13 protein-coding genes and 2 riboswitches are annotated in these 22,513 nt (G+C 49.5%); of the genes, 8 read left to right on the top strand and 5 right to left on the bottom strand.

From position 1 onward, the window contains the following. Positions 1–26 precede the first annotated feature (26 nt). Positions 27–920 carry a 4-hydroxy-tetrahydrodipicolinate synthase gene (dapA, locus tag ACTNDI_RS01135; protein WP_441098914.1) on the bottom strand — a complete coding sequence of 298 codons (894 nt, stop codon included), beginning with the start codon at positions 918–920 and terminating at the stop codon, positions 27–29. Positions 921–1,339: 419 nt separating this feature from the next. Further along, positions 1,340–1,513: riboswitch (Lysine riboswitch) on the bottom strand. 367 nt (positions 1,514–1,880) lie between these two features. Between dapA and typA the strand changes: the two genes are divergently transcribed. Continuing rightward, positions 1,881–3,716 (top strand): translational GTPase TypA, encoded by a 1,836-nt coding sequence (typA, locus tag ACTNDI_RS01130; protein ID WP_441098913.1) that lies wholly within the window; start codon positions 1,881–1,883, stop codon positions 3,714–3,716. A 301-nt stretch (positions 3,717–4,017) separates the two neighbouring features. Here the strand turns inward: typA and ACTNDI_RS01125 are convergent, their stop codons facing one another. The 4 genes from ACTNDI_RS01125 to murC are packed head-to-tail and all read right to left on the bottom strand — an operon-like array spanning position 4,018 to position 8,833. Next, positions 4,018–5,205: a ribose-phosphate pyrophosphokinase gene (locus tag ACTNDI_RS01125; RefSeq protein WP_441098912.1), complete on the bottom strand. Its 1,188-nt coding sequence runs from the start codon at positions 5,203–5,205 to the stop codon at positions 4,018–4,020. Positions 5,206–5,245: 40 nt separating this feature from the next. Then, the gene (locus ACTNDI_RS01120) at positions 5,246–6,280 is read right to left on the bottom strand and encodes an ATP-binding protein (RefSeq protein ID WP_441098911.1); all 1,035 of its coding nucleotides are present in this window, start codon (positions 6,278–6,280) and stop codon (positions 5,246–5,248) included. 54 nt (positions 6,281–6,334) lie between these two features. Further along, a complete protein-coding gene (locus ACTNDI_RS01115) occupies positions 6,335–7,438 on the bottom strand; it encodes a DnaD domain protein (RefSeq protein WP_441098910.1) in 1,104 nt (367 codons plus the stop codon). Between the two features lie 15 nt (positions 7,439–7,453). Beyond that, positions 7,454–8,833, bottom strand: a complete 1,380-nt coding sequence (murC, locus tag ACTNDI_RS01110) for a UDP-N-acetylmuramate--L-alanine ligase (RefSeq protein ID WP_441098909.1) — start codon at positions 8,831–8,833, stop codon at positions 7,454–7,456. Between the two features lie 411 nt (positions 8,834–9,244). Here murC and ACTNDI_RS01105 point away from each other — a divergent pair, with 411 nt between their 5' ends. From ACTNDI_RS01105 to ACTNDI_RS01075, 7 genes are all read left to right on the top strand, one after another. Continuing rightward, entirely contained in the window at positions 9,245–10,522 is a 1,278-nt protein-coding gene (locus tag ACTNDI_RS01105) for a glucose-1-phosphate adenylyltransferase (protein WP_441098908.1), read from the top strand. Then, positions 10,519–11,634 (top strand): glucose-1-phosphate adenylyltransferase subunit GlgD, encoded by a 1,116-nt coding sequence (gene glgD, locus ACTNDI_RS01100; RefSeq protein WP_441098907.1) that lies wholly within the window; start codon positions 10,519–10,521, stop codon positions 11,632–11,634. Before ACTNDI_RS01105 ends, glgD begins: the two co-directional genes overlap by 4 nt. A 31-nt stretch (positions 11,635–11,665) precedes the next feature. After that, on the top strand, positions 11,666–11,938 hold the full coding sequence (spoVG, locus tag ACTNDI_RS01095; protein WP_441098906.1) for a septation regulator SpoVG: 273 nt from the start codon (positions 11,666–11,668) through the stop codon (positions 11,936–11,938). Between the two features lie 157 nt (positions 11,939–12,095). Next, entirely contained in the window at positions 12,096–13,703 is a 1,608-nt protein-coding gene (locus tag ACTNDI_RS01090; RefSeq protein WP_441098905.1) for an RsmF rRNA methyltransferase first C-terminal domain-containing protein, read from the top strand. Positions 13,704–14,547: 844 nt separating this feature from the next. Further along, positions 14,548–15,537, top strand: a complete 990-nt coding sequence (locus tag ACTNDI_RS01085; protein ID WP_441098904.1) for a tyrosine-type recombinase/integrase — start codon at positions 14,548–14,550, stop codon at positions 15,535–15,537. 358 nt (positions 15,538–15,895) lie between these two features. Continuing rightward, positions 15,896–17,323: a pyruvate kinase gene (gene pyk, locus ACTNDI_RS01080; RefSeq protein WP_441098903.1), complete on the top strand. Its 1,428-nt coding sequence runs from the start codon at positions 15,896–15,898 to the stop codon at positions 17,321–17,323. A 174-nt stretch (positions 17,324–17,497) separates the two neighbouring features. Continuing rightward, the gene (locus ACTNDI_RS01075) at positions 17,498–22,213 is read left to right on the top strand and encodes an EAL domain-containing protein (protein WP_441098902.1); all 4,716 of its coding nucleotides are present in this window, start codon (positions 17,498–17,500) and stop codon (positions 22,211–22,213) included. Positions 22,214–22,325: 112 nt separating this feature from the next. Continuing rightward, a riboswitch (cobalamin riboswitch) is annotated at positions 22,326–22,511 on the top strand. Positions 22,512–22,513 lie beyond the last annotated feature (2 nt).

Here is a 22,513-nt window from a genome sequence, read left to right as displayed (position 1 = left end):
TTTTCCGTTTTCAGATCCAAAGAGATTTATTTTACCTTGATTCCGAAGTCAATCAATGATTTTCTGAGCCGCTCAGTGTCCGCCTCGGATCCCATACCGTAGAGCGGTCCGCGGAGAGGACCAACCTCTTTGCCCATCATGTTCAAGGCAACCTTAACCGGGATCGGGTTCACCTCACAGAAGAGAGAGTCGATCAGGTCGATGGCATTCAGCTGCATCGCACAGGAACCCTTGGTATCGCCGTTCAGGTATTTCCAGCACATCTCATGGGTATATCCGGGCGCGACATTTGAGAGAACGGAGATTACGCCGAGGCCGCCGAGAGACATAATCGGAACAACCTGATCGTCATTTCCGGAGTAAATATCCAGAGCATCACCGGCAAGAGATTTTGTCTTCGCAATCTGGGAAAGATTGCCGCTTGCAGCCTTGATTGCCACGATGTTCTTTACATTCTTTCCAAGGTAGGCTGCTGTCTCCGGGAGAATATTGCAGCCGGTTCTGGAAGGAACGTTGTACATGATGATCGGTGTGTGTACCGATTCCGAAACCTCAGTGTAATGGCGGATCAGGCCTGCCTGCGTCGCCTTGTTGTAATATGGGGTGACGACGAGAAGCCCGTCGACTCCGGCTTTTTCAGCTTCTGTAGAAAGGTAAATCGCGGTTTTGGTGCTGTTGGATCCGGTTCCGGCAACAACCGGAATTCTGTGATTGACGGTCTCCACACAGTGGCGGATAGTGGCGATATGTTCCTCCTCAGAGAGTGTAGCAGACTCGCCGGAGGTGCCGCAGATGACGATGCAGTCGGTTCCCTCCGCGATATGCCACTCGATCAGTTCATCGAGTTTATCATAATTAACAGTTTCGTCGTCATTCATAGGGGTGACGAGAGCGACACCGGCTCCTTTAAAAATTGCCATGACAGATCCTCCTTGATTTGGGTTAGAAATTGATTCTTCACGTTGCCAGTCTGTGTACTTGTAACTGCGTACACAGTTTCGCACAGTCGTGTCTGTACATCGATGTCTGTGCATCCATATCTATGCATCTATGTCAGTGCATCGATATCTGTGCATCCATGTCAGTGTGTTGATATCTGTGCATCTATGTCAGTGCATTGCTAGCTGTGCATCAATATCTGTGCATCTATGTCAGTGCATTGATATCCGTGCATTCATATCTGTGGGATAGATGCATCAGTGTATGTGAACAATGCCTTGAGACAAAAAATATGCGCCGCCGGAATGGCGCCGCCTGACATTCTGATGAAGCAGATCCGCCCGGGGCGTAAAAACCGTTACCGGAATGCAGCCGGCGATCATGATTCATCGTATATGTATCTGCGGATAGCGCTCCATCTGACGATGACAGTCATAAACCTGTTCGATTCATGCCCAAGAAAAAGAAAGCAGAGATCCCTTCCTTTCGGCGTATGTCCCTTTCTCCGCGTCTTCCCCTGCACTCTGCTGCATCGAACCGGATACTCTTGAGATACGCAACCTCTATCACATATAAAGCGATTATATCGTCTGCATAAATGCTTGTCAAGATAACGAAAAGACGATTATCGTTCAATCTGTTCAAAAAAGTTCGTGGAAACCGCATAAAATCAGACCTTTGCAGACTACACAAAGGGAAAATGTTGTGATATAATTTCGTGGTTGCAGATAGTGAAAAAATATACAGAGTTGCCCCGTTTCAGGGGTCAGGCAGTGAGATCTGCCCGGGTTCGGCAGAAGAAAAGCTTGAATATTTGAATCCGGAGGCAGGTTTTCCCAGGAACAATGTCCGCGAGACCGGGAACGGGTTTTCCAAGGGACAATGTCCGGGAGAGCAGACGAACGTTGATGCTGCCGGCATTAGATGTGAGGTTAAAGATTATGAAAATTACCAGAAACGATATCCGTAACGTTGCCATTATTGCCCATGTCGATCACGGCAAGACAACGCTGGTAGATAAATTGCTGAGACAGAGCGGAGTATTCCGGGATAATCAGCAGGTACAGGAAAGAGTCATGGACTCCGGCGCAATCGAAAAGGAGCGGGGAATCACCATTCTGTCCAAGAATACTGCGGTTCAATATAAGGACACCAAGATCAATATCATCGACACACCCGGACATGCTGATTTCGGCGGTGAGGTAGAGCGTGTACTGAAGATGGTAAATGGCGTTATCCTTCTGGTAGATGCGTTTGAAGGGCCGATGCCGCAGACACGTTTTGTCCTTGAGAAGGCTCTGGCACTGAATCTGAAGGTTGTGGTCTGCATCAATAAGGTAGACCGTCCGAACGCGCGCCCGACTGAGGTGGTGGACGAGGTCCTCGAGCTTCTGATGGATCTCGGAGCTTCCGATGAGCAGCTCGACGCTCCCTTCCTCTATGCTTCCGCGAGAGACGGATGGTGCACCAACGAGCTCGATGACGAGAGAAAGGACATGACACCACTGTTCGAGGCAATCCTGAAATATATTCCTGCTCCGACAGGTGACCCGGATGCCGGTATTCAGATGCTGGTATCTACCATCGATTACAATGAGTATGTCGGCCGGATCGGAATCGGTAAAATCGACAATGGAACATTGTCTCTGAATCAGGAAGTCCTTCTGATGAATCATCATGATCCGGACAAGAAGGCACGGGTAAAGATCAGCAAGATGTATGTCTTCGACGGACTGAAGAGAGTTGAGGTTGAAAAGGCAACGGTAGGAGAGATCGTAGCGGTATCCGGTATCGCGGATCTGCATATCGGAGATACGCTCTGCGATCTGGAGAACCCGCAGCCGATTCCATTCCAGAAGATTGAGGAGCCCACGATTTCCATGAATTTCGTGGTCAACGATTCACCTCTTGCAGGAACCGAGGGAACCTATGTTACTTCCCGGCACCTTCGCGACCGTCTGTTCCGTGAGCTGAACACCGATGTGTCGCTCCGGGTTGAGGAGACAGATTCTGCGGACTGCTTTAAGGTATCCGGACGAGGCGAGCTTCACCTGTCGGTTCTGATCGAGGAGATGAGACGTGAGGGCTACGAATTCGCGGTCAGCAAGGCAGAGGTTATTTACAGGTACGATGAACGCGGCAGGAAGCTGGAGCCGGTGGAGCTGGCATACATCGATGTGCCGGATGAGTATTCAGGGGCTGTGATTCAGTCGCTGAGCGAGCGGAAGGGCGAGCTTCAGGGAATGAGCGTCGGCGAGAACGGTATTACCCGTCTGGAGTTCAGCATTCCTTCGAGAGGCCTGATCGGTTTCCGCGGAAACTTCATGACGATGACAAAAGGAACGGGAATCCTGAACACGATTTTTGATGATTATGCACCGTACAAGGGTGATATTGTGTTCCGTAAACAGGGATCTCTGATCGCCTTTGAGCCAGGAGTATCCGTTGCGTACGGTCTGTTTGCGGCACAGCAGAGAGGAACGCTGTTCATCGGACCGGGTGAAAAGGTTTACGCGGGAATGGTTGTCGGTATGTCTTCCAAGCCGGAGGATATTGAGCTGAACGTCTGCAAGACCAAGCACCTGACCAACACCCGTACCTCTTCATCAGACGAGGCGCTCGTGCTGACGCCTCCGATGATTCTCTCTCTCGAGCAGGCACTGGAATTCATAGACAGTGACGAGCTTTTGGAGGTAACTCCGAAGAGTCTTCGTATTCGTAAGCGTCAGCTTGATTCCAGACTCAGAAAGCGCGAGGGAATCAGAAAGAACGGATAATAAGAGCCGGCCACAGATACAGGCAGGCAGCAGCAAAGAAAAACGAGACGGCCGGAACATTTTCCCGAGCAGGAAATGTTCCGGCCGTCTCGTTCTGTTTCTGCGTTTTGGACAGAAGACTGCTTTGCGCATTGTACCATTTGACGAATCCAGGAGCATCGATTTGTTGCTGTTTTCGCGCAGCTGACAGGGCGCGGTGCAGGCAAGCAGCTCAGGCGCTGACAGGGCGCCGCATTCGCAAGCACCCCCGATGCTGTGAGCTCGCTTATGACTATAGGAATGAGATGCATCTGGCCACGGATCAGATTTTCTCGTGATTCTCGAATTTTTTCAGAACCTTCTGGATACGGTCTACCGGGTCCAGAAGACTGCTGATGGAAGCGTCGTGATTCAGTGTATCGATCAGAAGTGCTATGTATTTGCTCATATCACAGCTGATATAATATGGCCGCTGCAGAAGCTCCGGTCTCTGGTATACGAGGTTTGTTGTGACAAGCTTTGTGAACACTCCCTTGCGGTAGGCCTCATCAAAGCTGTCGAGTCCGTTCGTGAACAGACCGAAGGTGGCACACATGTAGATGTTCTTCGCCCCGCGTTCCTTGAGCAGAGAGGCAACTTCAATCATGCTGTCTCCGGAGGAGATCATGTCGTCGATGATGATCATGTCCTTGCCCTTTACGTCAGCCCCGAGAAATTCATGGGCGACGATCGGGTTCCTGCCATCGATAATGGTGGAATAATCACGGCGCTTATAGAACATACCCATATCGACACCGAGGTTATTGGCGATGTAGATTGCTCTCGCCATGCCGCCCTCATCCGGGCTGATGCACATCAGGTGATCGGAATCGATTTTCATGTCAGGTTCCGCGTGCCGGAGGATGTTCTTGATGAACTGGTAGGATGCGGAGATGGTCTCAAATCCGTGAAGCGGGATCGCGTTCTGTACACGAGGGTCGTGAGCATCGAAGGTGATGATATTTTCAACGCCCATTCCGACCAGTTCCTTGAGACCAAGGGCACAATCCAGGGACTCACGGCCGGAACGCTTGTGCTGACGGCTCTCATAGAGGAAAGGCATGATCACGTTGATTCTTCTTGCCTTTCCGCCGATTGCAGCGATCGCCCGCTTAAGATCCTGAAAGTGGTCGTCCGGAGACATGTGATTGACATAGCTGCCGAGCTTATAGGTCAGAGAGTAGTTGCAGACATCAACGAGAAGGTAGATATCGTCTCCGCGGACGGACTCGCCGATGACTCCCTTTGCTTCTCCTGAACCAAATCTGGGAATGTCGCAGGGAATAATATATGAACTTCTCTCGTATCCCTCGACAGCTGATGAGGTCTTGTGATCCGATTCCCGGTCTCTTCTCCACTGCACGAGATAATCATTCACCTTGCTGCCGATCGTTGTACAGCTTTTTAACGGAATGATCCCGAGGCGTCCGACCGGAAGGGAGTCATAGTAATTGTCGTTTCTGTTTGCCATATCTGAAATTCCTCCTTAACACTGCAGGTTTCAATTCACATTATTCTGAAGTCTGATTCTGACGCCGGTCCGGACCTTCGGTGGAAAGCCTTTTGCGGATCCGGATGTCCTCTCCGGAAATATGAATCAGACGGTACGAACCCATTATACGTGAAAAAGTACGTTCTGAGAAGGCTTCCCGGACCTTCATAATGGAAAGGTTTGTGGAGATGATCGTTGATTTTTTCTGAAGAATCCGCTCGTTGACGATGAGGAAAAGCTCGGATGTCACAAAATTATTCAGCATTTCCGTGCCGAGGTCGTCTATGATCAGAAGATCACAGGCGTACACAGTCTCATACGTCTCCTTCAGATCTTCTTCAGAATGAAATTTGTATCTGCTCATGAGATCAAAGAGATCATATGCCGTCAGATACAGGACGCTGCACCCGAGATCCAGAACCCCCTTCGCAATGGCGTGGGAGAGATGTGTTTTTCCGACCCCCACATCGCCGTAGAAGAAAAGATTTTCCGGCGTGCCCCTTCTGTGGTTCTGCCGGAAGTCCCTCACAAAATTTCGGGAAACCGCGAGAGCATTCTCTGCTTCCCAGTAGAAGGATTTCTGATTTACCTTATTAAAGGAATCTGTCGGGTAGTATTTCAGTGAAAAATTATCAAAGGTGTCGGATTCCAGAACATCCTTGAGATTTGAGGCAGAATAGAGCAGATCAATCTCAAGCTGGCGGAAACAGCTGCATTTGCGGTCCCCGACATATCCGGTGTCGTGGCAGAGAGGACAGTCGTACCGTGGCTCCAGGTAGTCCTCGGGATAGCCGTTCGAGAGGAGGAGCGCACGACGCTCCTCGGCAAGATCCTGAATAGCCCGGTCGGTATCGAGATCACTGCCCTTCGGATCCCCCAGGAGAAAGAGGGCCTTACGGACCGATACGGAGGCAACTTCGGCATCGATCTCGGGGAGACGAGGGATCTTTGCATAAACCTCCTCTTTCCGACGGTCAAGGTCGCGCCGGCTTTTCAGCTGCTTCTGGCTGTAGATACGCATAATAGCATCATATTGTGAATTGGACAGAGGCATATTCCCTCCTCTCTGTGCCTGGCTTCAGGCGCGGATGCAGAGGAAGCCCGGAGATTACTCCGGTGTTTCCGACTGCTGGTTCAAAAGAAGCTCCTGCTCAAGACGGTCGAAGTCGTAATCGCGCTGGTGGAAGTTCTCGTTGAAGCGTGTCGAAGATTTTGCGGGCTCTCTTCCCTGACGGGTTTGCGATGGAGCCGCGTTCCCGGATTCGGAAGATGCATGGGACTGGCGATAGGCGGAATCGAGCTTCTGAATATCGTCCGGCGTGTGGACGCCTGCCTTGTTCCAGTCGGAGAGAATGCGGTCTGCGTAGGAAAAAGAAGGCTGTCCGGTCTGCCGGATGGTCCGGCTGGCTGCTTCGCGGATCAGATCCATCGGCATTGCGTATTCCTTCAGCCATTTGTCCATCATCTTTATCTCATCGGGAATCGGATTGCGGTTCCGGATGCCGAAGGCACGAAAAATCGCGAAGTACCTGTCCTTCCAGGAACTGGAATATTCCTTCGCGGCCTGTACGGTCGTGAGCTTCTCATCGTTCCATGCGAGCCCGACCTTTTCAATGTAATTCATGTTCCGGCCGCCCCGCGATACGCAGTATTCCACCAGGTAGTCGATCAGATCAACCGGAAAATGAAGAACATCGTAGAAATACAAGATCCGGCGCATATCTGTTGCACTCAGGGGATGACCGATATACTGTTCAGTGAAGAAAAGAATCTGCTGTACATCCTCATTGTCTTTGATTTCCTTTGCCCGGGCAGAGGAAATCTGTGCGGGAGCCGTTTTTTTCTCAGGGGGTTCGGGTGCTTTTCTCTCTGAGGGCTCCTCCGGTACATACTGAGTCTTCTGCAGTGAAGGCTGAAGGGGGAGAAGTTCGATCTTCTCAAGCTCCCGTTCTTTCCCCCGGTAAGAGAGATTTAGAAGCCCGGCCTGCTGCCAGTAGCGGAGCGCGCGGAGAACATCCTTTTCCGTGCACGAAAAAACATCTGCAAGGGAGGAGAGCGTAGGATTGAAATCCTGCCGGTGGACACTCCGGAGCAGATACAGATAGATTTTCACAAAGTCCCCATTGGCACGGGGCATATAATAATCGATAAAGTCGTCTGCCAGAAGTGTCATTCCGGCAAGACGACTGTCCTTAATGGTTAACAAACCCATAGTATTTCACCTGCGTCAGTCGATCAGATCCTCTCCGACCTGAACAATATTTCCCGCTCCCATGGTGATCACAAGATCGCCGTCCTTGACATTCGCGCGCAGGAAGTCTTCGATCTCCTCGAAGGACGGAAAATAGTCACAGTCAGTTCCCAACTTCTGGATCTCCGCCTGAAGATCCCTGGAGGAAACACCGTAGATGTCAAGCTCGCGCGCTGCGTAGATATCCGCGAGCACCACATGATCCGCAATGGAGAGTGCCTCTGCAAACTGCGGAAGAAGTGCCTTTGTCCTTGTGTAGGTGTGGGGCTGGAATACACACCAGATCGTTTCGTGGGGAACACGCTCCGCGGTGTGCAGGGTCGCTTTGATCTCGGTCGGATGATGTGCGTAATCGTCGATGACGGTGGCTCCGCACTTCATTTTGCCCTTGTACTCAAAACGACGGTTCGTGCCGTGAAAGCTCTCGAAGCCATTCTCGATGGTAGCGGCATCGATACCGAGCTCTCTGGCGAGGGCAATGGCGGCAAGTGCGTTGCTGACATTGTGCTGTCCGGGCACCTGAAGCGAGAAATTGCCGATGGGGTTGCCCTTGTACAGAGCACGGAAAGAGGCATTCCCCCGCTTGTCATAGGTCACGAGATCTGCGGTATACTCTCCTTTGTTGCTCATGGAGTAGGTGATGATCTTGCAGGTAAGCCCCTTGGTGATCATCTTGCATGCCGGATCATCGGCATTGATGATCAGCACTCCGTCGTCCGGGAGAAGCTCCGCAAACTTCCGGAAGGAATGACGGATATCGTCCAGATCCTTGAAAAAATCCAGATGATCCGCATCAATGTCGAGAATGATGCTGATCTTCGGGAAGAAACTGAGGAAGCTGTTGGTATATTCGCATGCCTCCATCAGAAATGTATTGTTGCTTCCGATTCTGTAATTGCCTTTGATCAGAGGCAGTATACCGCCGACGGAGATCGTCGGATCCATATCGGCCGCCATGAGAATGTGTGCAGCCATGGAAGTTGTCGTGGTCTTACCATGGGTTCCGGAGACGCAGATCGGAATCTTATAGTTCTTCATCATCTGTCCTAGGAGCTGCGCCCTGGTGAGGAGCGGGATTTTCTTCGCGACCGCAGCGGCATACTCCGGATTGCTCGGATGGATTGCTGCTGTGTATACAACGACATCAATGCCATCGGTAATGTTTTCGGCTGCCTGCTGATAAGCAATTCTGGCACCAGCCGCCTGCAGACGATCGGTCAGCTCTGATTCGTGGGAATCAGAACCGGAAACGACGAAGCCCTCCTTCAGGAGAATTGCGGCAAGTCCGCTCATGCTGATTCCGCCGATGCCGATGAAGTGGACATGTGACGGTTTATCAAAATTTATTTTATACATAGTATGGAAAACTCCTTTTATATGCGAGAGACGCATCCGGGGCAGAATACACCTCAGATCGGTTCTGCTTATATGCGAAAAGTAAGACGCATCCGGCCGCAGAACATCTCACAGATGATTTCTGTATATGTGCGAAAAATGAGAAGCACCCGACCGCAGAATCTCTCAGATTATTTCTGCCGATACAGCGTATCAATTATACCCTTGCGCCCTTAATATTTCAAGCAGACGCCTGAGGTGATAATGACGAATTTCGCACAGCACATACAATACTGATATGCACTGTTTTCGGCAAAAGTTATAAAAAACCGACAAATAGAATTGGAAAATTATTTAAAATGTTCACTTTTGAAAATGACTATGATATAATCTTTTTATCGATATAATCTTTTCAAGACAAGAGGTGATTCCATGGTCAAAAAAGAAATGATCGCCATGATCCTCGCGGGCGGACAGGGAAGCAGACTCGGTGTGCTTACTTCGAAGGTTGCAAAGCCTGCGGTGGAATTCGGCGGTAAATACAGAATCATTGATTTCCCTCTCAGTAACTGTATTAATTCCGGAATCGATACGGTGGGTGTACTGACACAGTATCAGCCGCTTCGGCTGAACAGTCATATCGGAATAGGAATCCCCTGGGACCTGGACCGGAATGTCGGGGGTGTCACTGTTCTTCCGCCATATGAGAAGAATACAGATACGGAGTGGTACACAGGAACCGCAAATGCAATTTTTCAGAATCTGGCATATATGGAGTCTTATAATCCGGAATATGTTCTGATTCTCGGCGGTGATCACATCTACAAGATGGATTATGAGGTCATGCTGGATTTCCATCGCGCGAACAAGGCGGATGTTACGATTGCATGTATGCCTGTTCCGATGGAGGAGGCGAGCCGTTTCGGTATCATGATAACGGACGGAAAAGGGCGGATAACCGAGTTTGAGGAAAAACCGGAGCATCCGAGGAGCAACCTTGCTTCCATGGGAATCTACATTTTTTCCTGGAAAACCTTGAAGGAATCTCTGCTTGCGCTCAGAGATCAGCCCGGGTGCGATTTCGGAAAGCATATCCTGCCTTACTGCAGGGACAGAGGGAACCGGCTGTTCGCTTACGAATTCAACGGTTACTGGAAGGATGTCGGAACGCTGGGATCCTACTGGCAGGCGAACATGGAGCTGATCGACATCATACCGGAATTCAATCTGTATGAGGAATACTGGCGGATCTACACAAAGGGCGACATCATCCGGCCGGAGTACATCTCCGAAAGCGGTGCTGCAGACCGCTGTATCATCGGCGAAGGCTCGGAGATCTACGGGGAAGTTCACAATTCCGTGATCGGTCCCGGTGTCACCATACAGAAGGGAGCCGTTGTCAGGGATTCTATTATCATGAGGCGATCCACGGTCGGTGCGGGCACGAAGATTGAGAAGGCGATTATCGCCGAGCAGGTCCGCATCGGTGAGAACTGCAGCATCGGTGTCGGAGAGGAGGCTCCAAATGTCTTCAAACCGAATATTTACGCCTTTGGCCTTGCCACAATCGGTGAGGATACAGTGATCCCGGACGGTATCACAGTAGGGAAGAATACGGTGATATCGGGCAAGACCGTTCCCGAAGATTATGAAAACGGCATTCTTCCCGGAGGAGGAGCGCTGATCAGGGAGGACGGTGATATCCTATGAGAGCATTAGGGATTATTCTTGCAGGAGGAAACAGCAACCGGATGCGGGAGCTCTCGGAGAAGAGATGCATCGCCGCTATGCCGGTCGCCGGGAGTTACCGGAGCATTGATTTTGCATTGAGCAGCATGACGAATTCGCATATCCAGAAGGTCGCCGTACTCACACAGTACAATGCGAGATCCCTGAATAATCATCTGATGTCGTCGAAGTGGTGGGATTTTGGAAGAAAGCAGGGCGGTCTGTATGTCTTCACTCCTACCGTGACATCGACGAACAACTGGTGGTACAGAGGCACGGCAGATGCTATCTACCAGAACATACAGTGGCTGAAGGAAAGCCATGAACCCTATGTCATTATTGCCTCCGGCGATGGAATTTATAAGCTGGATTTTAATAAGGTTCTGGAATACCATATTGCGAAGCGTGCGGATATCACGATTGTCTGTACAGAATGTCATGACGATGACCCGAACCGGTTCGGCGTACTGAAGATGAACGAGGACTACCGCATAGAGGAGTTCGAAGAAAAACCCATGGTTTCAGATTCGAGCTTGATTTCAACGGGAATCTATGTTATAAGAAGGAGACAGTTAATAGAGCTCCTTGAGCGTTGTGCACAAGAAGGGCGGTATGACCTGGTTAAAGATATCTTTATCCGCTACAAGAACCTGAAGCGGATTTATGGATATAAAATAAATACCTATTGGAGTAACATTGCGACGGTGGAATCCTATTATCGAACTAATATGGATTTCCTTAAACCGGAGGTAAGGGATTTCTTCTTCAATGAATATCCCGAGATCTATTCAAAGATTGATGACCTCCCGCCGGCAAAATACAATCCTGGCAACATAGTGAAAAACAGTCTGATATCGAGTGGTTGTATCATTAATGGACAAGTTGAAAATTCTATTCTTTTCAAAGACGTATATGTAGGCAACAATTGTGTGATCAAGAATTCCATCGTCCTGAACAATGTGTACCTTGGGGATAATACTCACATTGAGAATTGTATCGTCGAAAGCCGCGATACAATAAGGGCGAACTCTTATTACTGCGGCGAAGACAGAATCAAGATCGTGGTCGAAAAGAACGAGAGATACGCGATCTGAAATGCCTGCTGAACGCGGGAGAAGGAGCCTTATGCAGATCACAGATGTCAGAGTACGTAAAGTAACAAAAGAAGGGAAGATGAAGGCGGTTGTTTCCATTACCCTGGATGATGAATTCGCAGTACACGATATTAAAATTATCGAAGGCGAAAAGGGATTGTTTATCGCAATGCCGAGCAGGAAGACAACAGACGGAGAATACAGGGACATCGCTCATCCAATCAATTCCGAGACACGGGACAGGATCCAGAAGATCATTCTGGAGAAATATGGAGAAGTTCTGGATCAGGATGAAGAAGAGTGATTGGTAATACCAATCACAGCTTGCATTATAATAGGAAGAAACAGAATTCTTCATCGCTCAGAACACGGACAAGAAAACAGAGAAAATCAGAAAGCACCTGGCAGTGACTGTCAGGTGCTTTCTGTCGAAATGCGGACGGGCGCAGAGAGAGGGAAAAATGAAGCTTCCATATGAGTTTGAGGAGAGAATGAAGAAAATGCTTGGCGATGAATATGACGATTTCATGGCCAGCTATGACAGACCTAGGCTTCGGGGCCTTCGTGTGAATACCATGAAGATTACGCCGGAAGAGTTCGAAAAGGCCGCCCCCTTTCCGGTACGAAGAGTTCCGTGGGTATCCGACGGGTTTATCTATCCGAATGATGTCTTTCCTGCGCGGCATCCGTATTATGCCGCAGGCGTCTATTATCTTCAGGAGCCAAGTGCAATGACGCCGGCGAGCCGTCTGCCGGTAGAACCCGGAGACCGGGTGCTGGATCTCTGCGCCGCACCGGGAGGAAAGGCGACGGAACTGGCCGCAAGGCTCAGAGGAACAGGGGTTCTTGTGGCAAATGATGCCAGCAATTCCAGGGCGAAGGCACTTCTTCGCAATCTTGAGCTGTTTGGTACAGAGAATATGTTCGTGACGAACGAAATGCCTGACCGGCTTGCCGATGTTTTTTCCGGCTATTTTGATAAGATTCTTGTGGATGCACCCTGTTCCGGCGAAGGGATGTTCCGGAAGGATCCAGATGTCGCTGAAACCTGGAGTCCGGAGCGCGTGAGGTATTTTGCGTCTCAGCAGCGGAATATTCTGGAAAATGCCAGAAAAATGCTGAAACCGGGAGGATACCTCATGTATTCCACCTGCACGTTTTCACCGGAAGAGGATGAACAGATGATCAGCTGGTTTATCCGTACATTTCCAGATTTTTCTCTCCAGGAGATGGAGGGCTATGCGGGATTTTCGGAAGGAAGACCTGACTGGGCGGACGGCAATCCGGAGCTCCGGAAATGTGTGAGAATCTGGCCGCACAGAATGGACGGTGAGGGACATTTTCTGGCATTGATGCGAAGAAATTTATCTGTGGATCCGGAGCTTGAAGCGGAATCGGGTCAGAGACAAGGCAATATCGCAGCTTCCGCATTGTCCGCATCAAGAGGACTTGCCGATGCCGTGACGGGATTCCCTGCAGGTGAAAGGGCAGGCTGTACGGAAGCCGGTTTATCAGTATTGGGAATAGGAGACCGTGCGCGGACGGACGACCGTACGCAGAGCGATTTGCTTAGCAGAAGGAAGAAGAAGACGCGCAGAGGCGGAGCCTCGGGAAAAGGCAGAGGAAGAGAAAATATGCCATCCGACATCCGTCCGGATCCGGAGCAGATGGAGCTTCTCAGTGAGTTTCTCCCACAGGCGGATACGGAGAAAATTGAGCGACGTGCGGGGAAAGGATATTATGTACAGGAGCTGCCCGATGGCGCGGGAAGGCTGAATTTTCTGAGAAACGGTCTTTATCTCGGGGAATGGAAGAAAAAAAGATTTGAGCCGTCACAGCCTCTCGCGATGGCGCTGAATCCGGAGAAATTCGGGAGGTTTTTTTCTATGAGACCGGGGGATGAAAGAATTGCCCGCTATCTTCACGGAGAGACAATTCAGGCAGATCCGGAGAGGGAGAAGATCAGCGACGGATGGAATCTCATCTGTGTGGATCGATTCCCGATCGGATGGGGAAAATATGCGAATGGTACGATAAAGAATAAGTACGCGGCTTCCTGGAGGAAGTGAGAGACGGAAAACCGAAAGCTGCAATTTGCGGCAATACAGAAGAAAATGTCGGAACATATAAATGACATACCGGAACATTCGTACAACATGGAAATGAGAGGTACACAGAAAATTATGTGCTGACCGGAGCAGAGTGAACTCCGGAACAAAACTACGGAGCCCGCGTACCTCTTTTTGAGCATTTCACGACACGAAGAAGCCCCGGAAGTGACTCGCGAAACGATTCTCGTCCGGAATCGGACGCGTTGTGGGTTAGTATCATGAGAATACCCGAGCATGCCGGATTATCGCCGGCAGCAAAGAAGTGAAATAAAAGCGGATTGAAACGGTAAAGAGTTCCGAGTGAAGACTGGCATAGAGGTTGATAAAATATCAGCAGAATTATTGTTTTGAAAAACTAAAAAGCAGTGGCATATTTCTATATCCTGAAGTATACTGATTATATCAAAACAGCCATAGAAAATAAAAACACCCCCGGACTGCAATATAAGAAATTATTATATTGCAGTTCTGACTCAGTTTTGTAATTGTATATATTATATAAATATTCTGGTCAATATCTCCGTTTCGATCATATTATACATTATCCTGTATATTATTGCAAGAAAATATGTTTAATTACTAGAAGATATTGTTACTGTTTGTACCGTACTCCGAAAAGTGAAATTTGCAGATGAAGTTTCCGCCATCCGGCAATGCTCGACAGCCACATTTTGAATTTTCTGTTCTGTTAACTGAATGCCAACAAAATTCCCATGGCTTTTCAGATAATTATACAGGAAAGAACCCCGGAAGGTGAGCTATAATTTGCTACTGGACTGGCATGATCGTTGGAAAGGAGAATATGAATAGGGAAGAAGAAAACCGAAATCAAATCATCACGGTACATGAATTCCTGGAGAGTTATCGTCGCTATCTGGATGAGGATCCTGCATTGTCAGGCAAAACACCTGCAACATATTCATACCTCATTGAAAAACATCTCATCCATGATCTTGGAGAATACCAGCTGTCGGAGCTGGATTCTGATATTCTGAACAGCTACCTGAAGCAAAAATTATCAGACGGAAGGCTGGATAATTCCGGAGGCCTTTCTCCCACAACCGTTTCGGAGTTGAGAACGATCCTGAACTCCGCCTTCAAATATGCGAAGTGCAATCATTATTGTGTGCAGGACATGAATGATCTGGTACATATTTCTTTTCATCAGCCGGAAATCAGTATATTCAACCGGGAAGAGACAGGCAGGATGGTTCGATATCTCACACAGAACCTGACACCATATAACAGCGGTGTCCTTCTGGCTCTGGTGAGTGGAATCCGTATCGGGGAACTTTGCGCACTGACATGGGGTGATCTGAATCTCGATGAGGGAGTGCTGCAGATTACAAAATCTCTCGGCAGACTTCCAAATCCGAATGCGGATACAGATGGACACAGAACACATCTCGTGATCGCTCCGCCAAAGACCAGAAACTCCATCCGTTCCATTCCACTGCCGCCGGAAATCCTTGATCTTTTGAGGAAACAGCAGCAGCCGTCAGATGTGTACCTGTTAACGGGCAGGAGAAAATGTATGGAGCCCTCTTCCTGCAGTAAGCGTTTCCGAAATCTGCTGAAGAAGCTTGACATTCCTGCCAGAAATTTTCACACGCTGCGTCACACCTTTGCAACTGCGTGTATCAGAGACGGCGCCGATCCGAAAACGGTAAGCATGATACTTGGACATGCGAGTGTAAATATTACCATGCTGATGTATGTGCATCCGAGCCTTGAGGATAAACGCCGGGTCATGGAACAGGTGTATACACACACTTACATCCCACCATCCTGATGGCCATTATTTGCCCAGAACTGCAATATAATAATTTCTTATATTGCACCTGATTATACTTATTGTAATATTATTCAGACAACTGTCGATGATGCATTACGAGGGCGCCATTGGAAACGATGTTTTCAAGGGTGCTTTTTTTCGCTAACATAAGGGAACGAGGGGGAAGTTTTGTATATTGTGCATAAAGCAACGATGGATTGTTTATGTTAAAATAGGAATGCCTGATTGAGCCGGGTGTGCGTGTTTGGGGATGAACAAACATCATCGGTTCATCGGTCTGACATTTCAGGACAGGGATACAATAGGTGGACTGGTCAAAAAACCTGTCATTTGCTTATCTGTGAAAGGAATAAATATGCGAAAAACAAAAATTATCTGTACAATCGGACCTGCAAGTGCTTCTGAGGAAATACTTAGCCGCATGGTGAAGGCGGGTATGAATGTCGCGCGGCTTAACTTTTCTCACGGAACCCATGAAGAGCACCTGGAGAAGATGAAGCTGATCAAGAAGGTTCGCAATAAGCTGCACCGGCCGATTGCAATTATGCTCGATACGAAGGGACCGGAATACAGGATCGGTGTATTCAAGGATCACAAAGTCACCCTCAAGGAGGGACAGGAATTTATCTTTACGACGGAAGATCTGATCGGAGATGAAACCATTGTATCGGTCAGCTACAAGGGGTTTGCAGACGAGCTGAAACCGGGAGATAAGATCCTTGTAAATAATGGACTCGTTGTATGCATTGTCGAGAGAGTAGAGGGAACGAAGGTCTTCACAAAAGTGGAAGCTGGAGGGGTTCTCTCGGACAGAAAGAGCATGAACTTCCCCGGGAAGCTGATGAAGAATGATTTCCTCAGTGAGCAGGACAGGGAAGATCTTCTGTTCGGGATCAAGAATGATGTGGATTATATTGCCGCTTCCTTTGTATCGACAAGGGAAGATGCGCAGGAAATGAGGGATTTCCTGAACGCGAACGGTGGCCAGGATATTGATATTATCGCAAAGATCGAGAACCGGGCCGGGGTGAATAATATCCGTGAGATCTCGGAAGTGGTTGACGGCATCATGGTTGCGAGAGGAGATCTCGGAGTGGAGATCCCGTATATGGAGGTGCCGGCTGTTCAGAAGGAGATTGCGCAGGAATGCAGACTTCTCGGGCGCCGCGTCATCATCGCAACGGAGATGCTGGAATCAATGATCAATAATATCCGCCCGACCCGTGCCGAAATTTCCGATGTAGCGAATGCGGTATATGACGGTGCGTCCGCCATCATGCTCTCAGGTGAATCCGCGGCAGGAAAATATCCGGTGGAAGCGGTTCAGACAATGGCGCAGGTTGCAGAGTTTACGGAGCAGCATATCAACTACCGGAAACGTTTCAAGAACACGGAATTTGTGCAGAAGAACATTCTGGACGCGATTTCGCACTCCACATGCTCCATGGCAATCGATGTAGACGCGAAATGCATCGTGGTAAGTTCAAAATCGGGAATGACGGCGCGGATGGTCAGCCGATTCCGCTGTCCGGTACAAATCATCGGTATGACGACGTCGGAGAAGGTTTACCGCAAGCTCTCTTTGAGCTGGGGCGTCGAGCCGATTCTCTGCGAGGAATTTGAGTCGATTGATGTTCTGTTCTATCATGCAATTCGCCAGGCGGTCAATATCCTCAACCTCAAGATGGGAGACAACATCGTTCTCACCGGCGGACCGGTCGGCGGAGGAAAAGGCGGAACAAATATGATTAAGGTGGAGACCATCCACAGAAATTATCAGTAATGGTACTGCAGGATTGCAAGAGTGCGGAGCACGGACTAATTCCGTAGCTTATACAGCATGTGACGCCCCGCCTGCGGGGCATGGGGCTGCTGAAGAAGCTCTTCGAAAACGCAGACAGACCGCCTGCCGCGAAGCGTGCGTGAGAGACAGGATGCGATTTCGAAGGTAACAGGTATGAGCATGAAAGGCGAGGACAAAATGGCTGAGATGATGCTTGATGAGAGAAGACAGTATGCTCAATATTTTAATCTTCTGCAGGGAGGCGTCTGCATGATTGCAGCCGACGGGTCGGAGCGCATCGTCTTTGCCAGCAGGCAGATGGCGCTTCTCTTCGAGTGCGAGGACGAGGAGGAGTTTCTGAAGAATTATCCTTGCTATCAATATCTGATGGATGGGAGAGATTACAAGCCTCTTCAAGAGTATGGCAATTTGCATCCGGAGCACTTTTCGGTGAATTTTCATTATCAGACGAAGAAAGGACACTTCCGTGAGGCAGAGGGAACGGGTGCTTTAAGGAATACTGCTTTCGGAAAAACCTATGTTCTGCAGATCTTCTCATCGGAGCAGATTTCAAATGACCGAAAAGTGGATGGGATAACCGAATTGCCGGGGATGCATGATTTCTTAAATGAGGCGTTACGACGTGCGAAGGAGAGAAAAGCCATCCACAGATTAAGAGACTTCTGTCCGGTCTGCTTTGATGTTACAAATTTTAAGGAATATAACCGGCAATACGGTATTCATCAGGGAGATCTGTGCCTGAAGAAGATCGGAGACACGATCACGGAAGTTTTCCCGGGTGCTCTCGTCGGCCATCTCGCGGCGGACCGATTTGTTGCGCTGCCGTCGGAGAAGAATCTTGAGGTAAAGCTTGAACAGATCTGCGATGAAGTGAATCACTATATCAATGATGACGGGATTCAGATAAAGGCCGGCGTCTACCGGGCGTCAGAGAACGACTCTCTGGAGGATCTGCGGAATGCGTTTGATCTGGCAAAAATGGCCTGTGACAGCATTAAGGAGGACGGCAACCGGATTGTGGCGTTTTACGAACCCTCTATGGGGGAAAGTGCTGCGAATAAGACCTATGTTCTCCGCCATTTCAATGAGGCACTGGAAAGGCATTATATCAAGGTATATCTGCAGCCTGTGATCCGCACAATGACAGGACGGGTGAGCGGATTCGAGGCATTGGCGCGATGGGAAGACCCGGAGCTTGGGATGATATACCCGAACGTGTTTATCCCTGTTCTGGAAGAGGCCCAGCTGATCAACCGGCTCGACCGGTATATTCTGGAGCATGTTCTCTACCTCAGCCGTGACCGGATGGAGAACGGACTTCCACTGCTTCCGATATCCATGAACCTTTCCGCCTATGATTTCGAGGTGGTGAACCCGCTCGATACGATTGAGAAGCTGGTCAGCCGTTACCATGTACCGAGGAGTGTCCTCTGCTTTGAGATCACGGAACGGATCATGCTCCGCAACCGTCACAGCATGGTCAGGACGATTCAAAGGTTTCAGCAGGCAGGATATCAGATCTGGATGGATGATTTCGGAAGCGAATACTCGTCCCTGAATTCTCTTCATAATTTCCAGTTTGATGTGATCAAGATTGACATGGGATTTTTCAGTCATTTTGATGATCGAAGCCGGCAGATTATTACCTCTGTTGTAACAATGGCGAAAATGCTCGGGGTGGAGACACTGGCAGAAGGCGTGGAGACGCAGGAGCAGGTTTCCTTTCTCAAAAAAATCAACTGCGGTCGGATTCAGGGATATTATTACGGACGTCCGATGCGCTACGAGGATAGCGTGACGTATATCCATGGCAGAGGCATGCAGATAGAGAGTCCGGAGGAAGCACATCTTCTCGACGCCGCAGAAGACATCAATATAATTTCGGATTCCCCTACTTCGCTTTTTAGCTTTGATGGGAAAAATATTGTTCTTCTGATCGAAAATGATGCGTACCGGAGGGAGCTGAGAAGTGCAGGTACGCAGAGTATGGAGGAGGCGAATGCCTACCTCAGCGATGAGGGATCTCCAGTGAGAGACAGGTTTGTCCAGCTTTTGCAGAGAGCATTGAAGTCACATGCGGAAGAGAGCATGGTGTACGCGGACAACGGCCAGTATATGAAGGTAAATGTCCGGTGGATTGCGGGAGATGCGCGGCGCTGGGTCGGGGTGGCACATATCTACAATATCAGCAATAATGCCTCACTGCAATTTGCGAAAACCCTTGACCATACGCTGCGGAACATCTTCCAGCTGTACGAGGGATTTTATCTGATTGATCGTGGATCAGAAGAGGTGAAAATTCTCCGGTCCAGCCATCCGGAGATAAAATCTCGGGATGGCTTTTCTTCGATAACAGCGTTTGTCCGGTACTTCAGGGATGAATTGATCTATCCGGACGACAGAGATCGTTTTCTTGCTTTTGTTCAGGCTGAGAATGCTGAGACGGAAGGTGGAAGTACAGATAAGGGGATCAGGGCAGAGATACTGCGTGTGCGGACCGCTGACGGGACATACAGGTGGGCGGTGTTTGAAGCGCTGGTGCTCTATAAGAGTAATGCAAAAAATCTTCTTCTCTGTGAGCGGGAGGATATATGGGAGAGGAAAAGAGATAGGGATGCTCTTCTTCCTGAATTTTGTCAGTCGTTCGGAGTGCCGGGATACGGCACAGATCCGACGGAGGAGGTGAAGGATGGGGATCTGTTCCGGACACTCTGCGATGCATCTCCTTATGAATTCTTCTGGATGGACAGACAGAGAAAGCTTTTGGGCGCAAGCAGAGAATTTGTCAGGAGAATCGGGCTTTCCGACGAGAAGGACTATCTTGGCAAGACAGAATCAGAACTGGGATGGCATATCGATTCTGCCGCAGCGGAGCTGGAGGAGAAAAAAGTTCTGGAGATGGGCGTCAGGTCGACATCGGCCAATGAGCTGGTACTGACCGGAGGCAGACTCGACGGAATCGAGATTACCCGTGTTCCCTGGTACCATGAAAAGGAAATCGTGGGAATGATGGGAATGATCAGCGGTGATCGGGCAGAGGACAGAAAGAAGGAGGTGCGCCTGGGATTTGTCGACCGCGACACAGAGCTATTGAGTTTTCGCGGCGCGATAGAAGCCGGATTGATATATGCGGATCAGTATCGGCTGAAAAAAATCGATTATACAGGACTTTTAATTGATGTTGCCGCATATGCCGAGGCGATGCGGGAAAGCACCGAGAAGGCAAAGGTGATTCTGACCGAAATATCTGCGACACTGAAAAAACTGATGAATCCGGAATGGGCGATCGCGCGGATCGGGCTGTGCTGTTTTCTGTGCTTCTGCCGCAGGGATCATGCCGGAGATGTTGAAGAGAAGATTGACAGGGTATCCGGAATGCTTCCGACGCTTTGGAGAAAGCTCGGAATTCAGGCTGATCCCGTTCTGGCGCATGCGATTGTCTACGGGTCGGAGGTAACGAGCCTGGACGAGATGTTCATGCTGCTGATCCGGAGGATCAGCAGCACGGAGAAGGCGGCTCATGGGGAGAGCCCATATGTCGGGGATTACATTGACCTGAGACGTGAGGTGTTCGACAGCCTGACGGAACATGTCATTGTCAGTGATCCCAGAACATACGAGCTTGTATATATGAATCGTTCTGCCCGAAGGGATTTTGGAATAAAACCGGATGGCAGCCTGAACGGGTGCCGCTGTTATGAGGTGCTGGAAGGTCAGGATGTTCCCTGCGGCGACTGTCCGAATCTGTTGCTGCGGAAGGATTGTGCGTATGAGGCATCACACCTGAACCGGAGAAGGGGAGCAAAAGTACTGATTCGTTCTGCTCTGACAACATGGGAGAACCGGACGCTGAGGCTGACGGTCGAATTTGATATCAACAAGTATCTGCATGCAATAGCAAGGGATCACGAGCTGATCTATCAGGAGATGCGGGCAAATGAGGCAATTTCTCTTGGTATGGCGGAAGAGGATCCCGGAACAGGAATTGAGAAGACGATTGCATGTATCTCTGAAAATATGAGACCGGAGCGCTTCCTGATCTTTGAGGAACGTGATGACAATACAGTTAGTGCCACCTATGAATGGACGGCACCCGGTGTCTTCTCTCTGAAGGAGGAACTCCAGAGCATTCCTCTCTCGGAATTGCGGGCGCTATATATGCGGTTTGCGACAGAACATGTGGTGATGGTCAGTGATATGGATGCCTTTCAGAAGGAAAATCCCGATTTTTCCATGCGAATCCATGATGTTCGGAGCTTTATCTCCGGGCAGCTGAAGATCTTGAATCAGACAGAGGGCTTTACGATGGTTATCAATCCGGCGGCGGACACCTTCCGTAACACCAGCGTGCTGCTTTCCACGCTGACGGATTTCATAGCAATTATGATTCGAAACAGGAACAGCGTGCATCAGCTGGAGAAACAAAGCATGATTGACCAGATGACAGGTGCCGGAAACCGGAGGGCTCTTGAGCGGCAGATCCGCGAGTGGAAGGGTGACGGTCTGCTTGGAGTGATTTCCGTTGACCTGAACGGACTGAAGAACACAAACGATACGGCGGGACATCATGCCGGCGATGTGCTGATTTGCGAAACAGCCCGGGTTCTTCAGGAATGCGCAGGTGAAAAGTATGTGTTTCGCACGGGCGGGGATGAATTTATCGTTCTGACAGAAGATCTGGAGGAGAGAGATATCAGCCTGCTGATACGGCATATGCGTGAGAATGCAGAAAATAATGGAATCAGTATGGCAATTGGGTTTGCGGCATGCCGGGGGAAGGTTACGGACTTTGACGCGCTGCTCACCAGGGCGGATTTCAATATGTATAAGGATAAGGGACACAGTTTCCGCAGAAGAAGGGATGATTGAAGGACTGAAGGAAGTCTTATATCCGCAGTGCGGTATATTTGACACTTTTCAGCCGGTATCGTATAATCGTTGCAGATAATTGAAGAGGGGGCCTTTCAGTGCATCTGGTCTTCTTTGCCTGCCTGGCAGCAGGAGTGCAGAAGATCTGTATGAGAATAGAGAATCAGGTGAAATTCCTGAGCGATCCGGTCACTGTGAGCAGCGAACCATTCCGTTATGTCATTGTGTCCTAGAGCATGAGAAGACAGGAACCGGTGCTTGAGCTGTCAGCCAGGAGAACTGCTGAGAGGTTTTGTAGAT

Origin of the sequence: Bilifractor sp. HCP3S3_D3 (genome assembly GCF_052063915.1) — a bacterium.
Lineage (GTDB): Bacteria > Bacillota > Clostridia > Lachnospirales > Lachnospiraceae > Bilifractor.
This window is presented reverse-complemented; position numbering and strand designations above follow the sequence as displayed.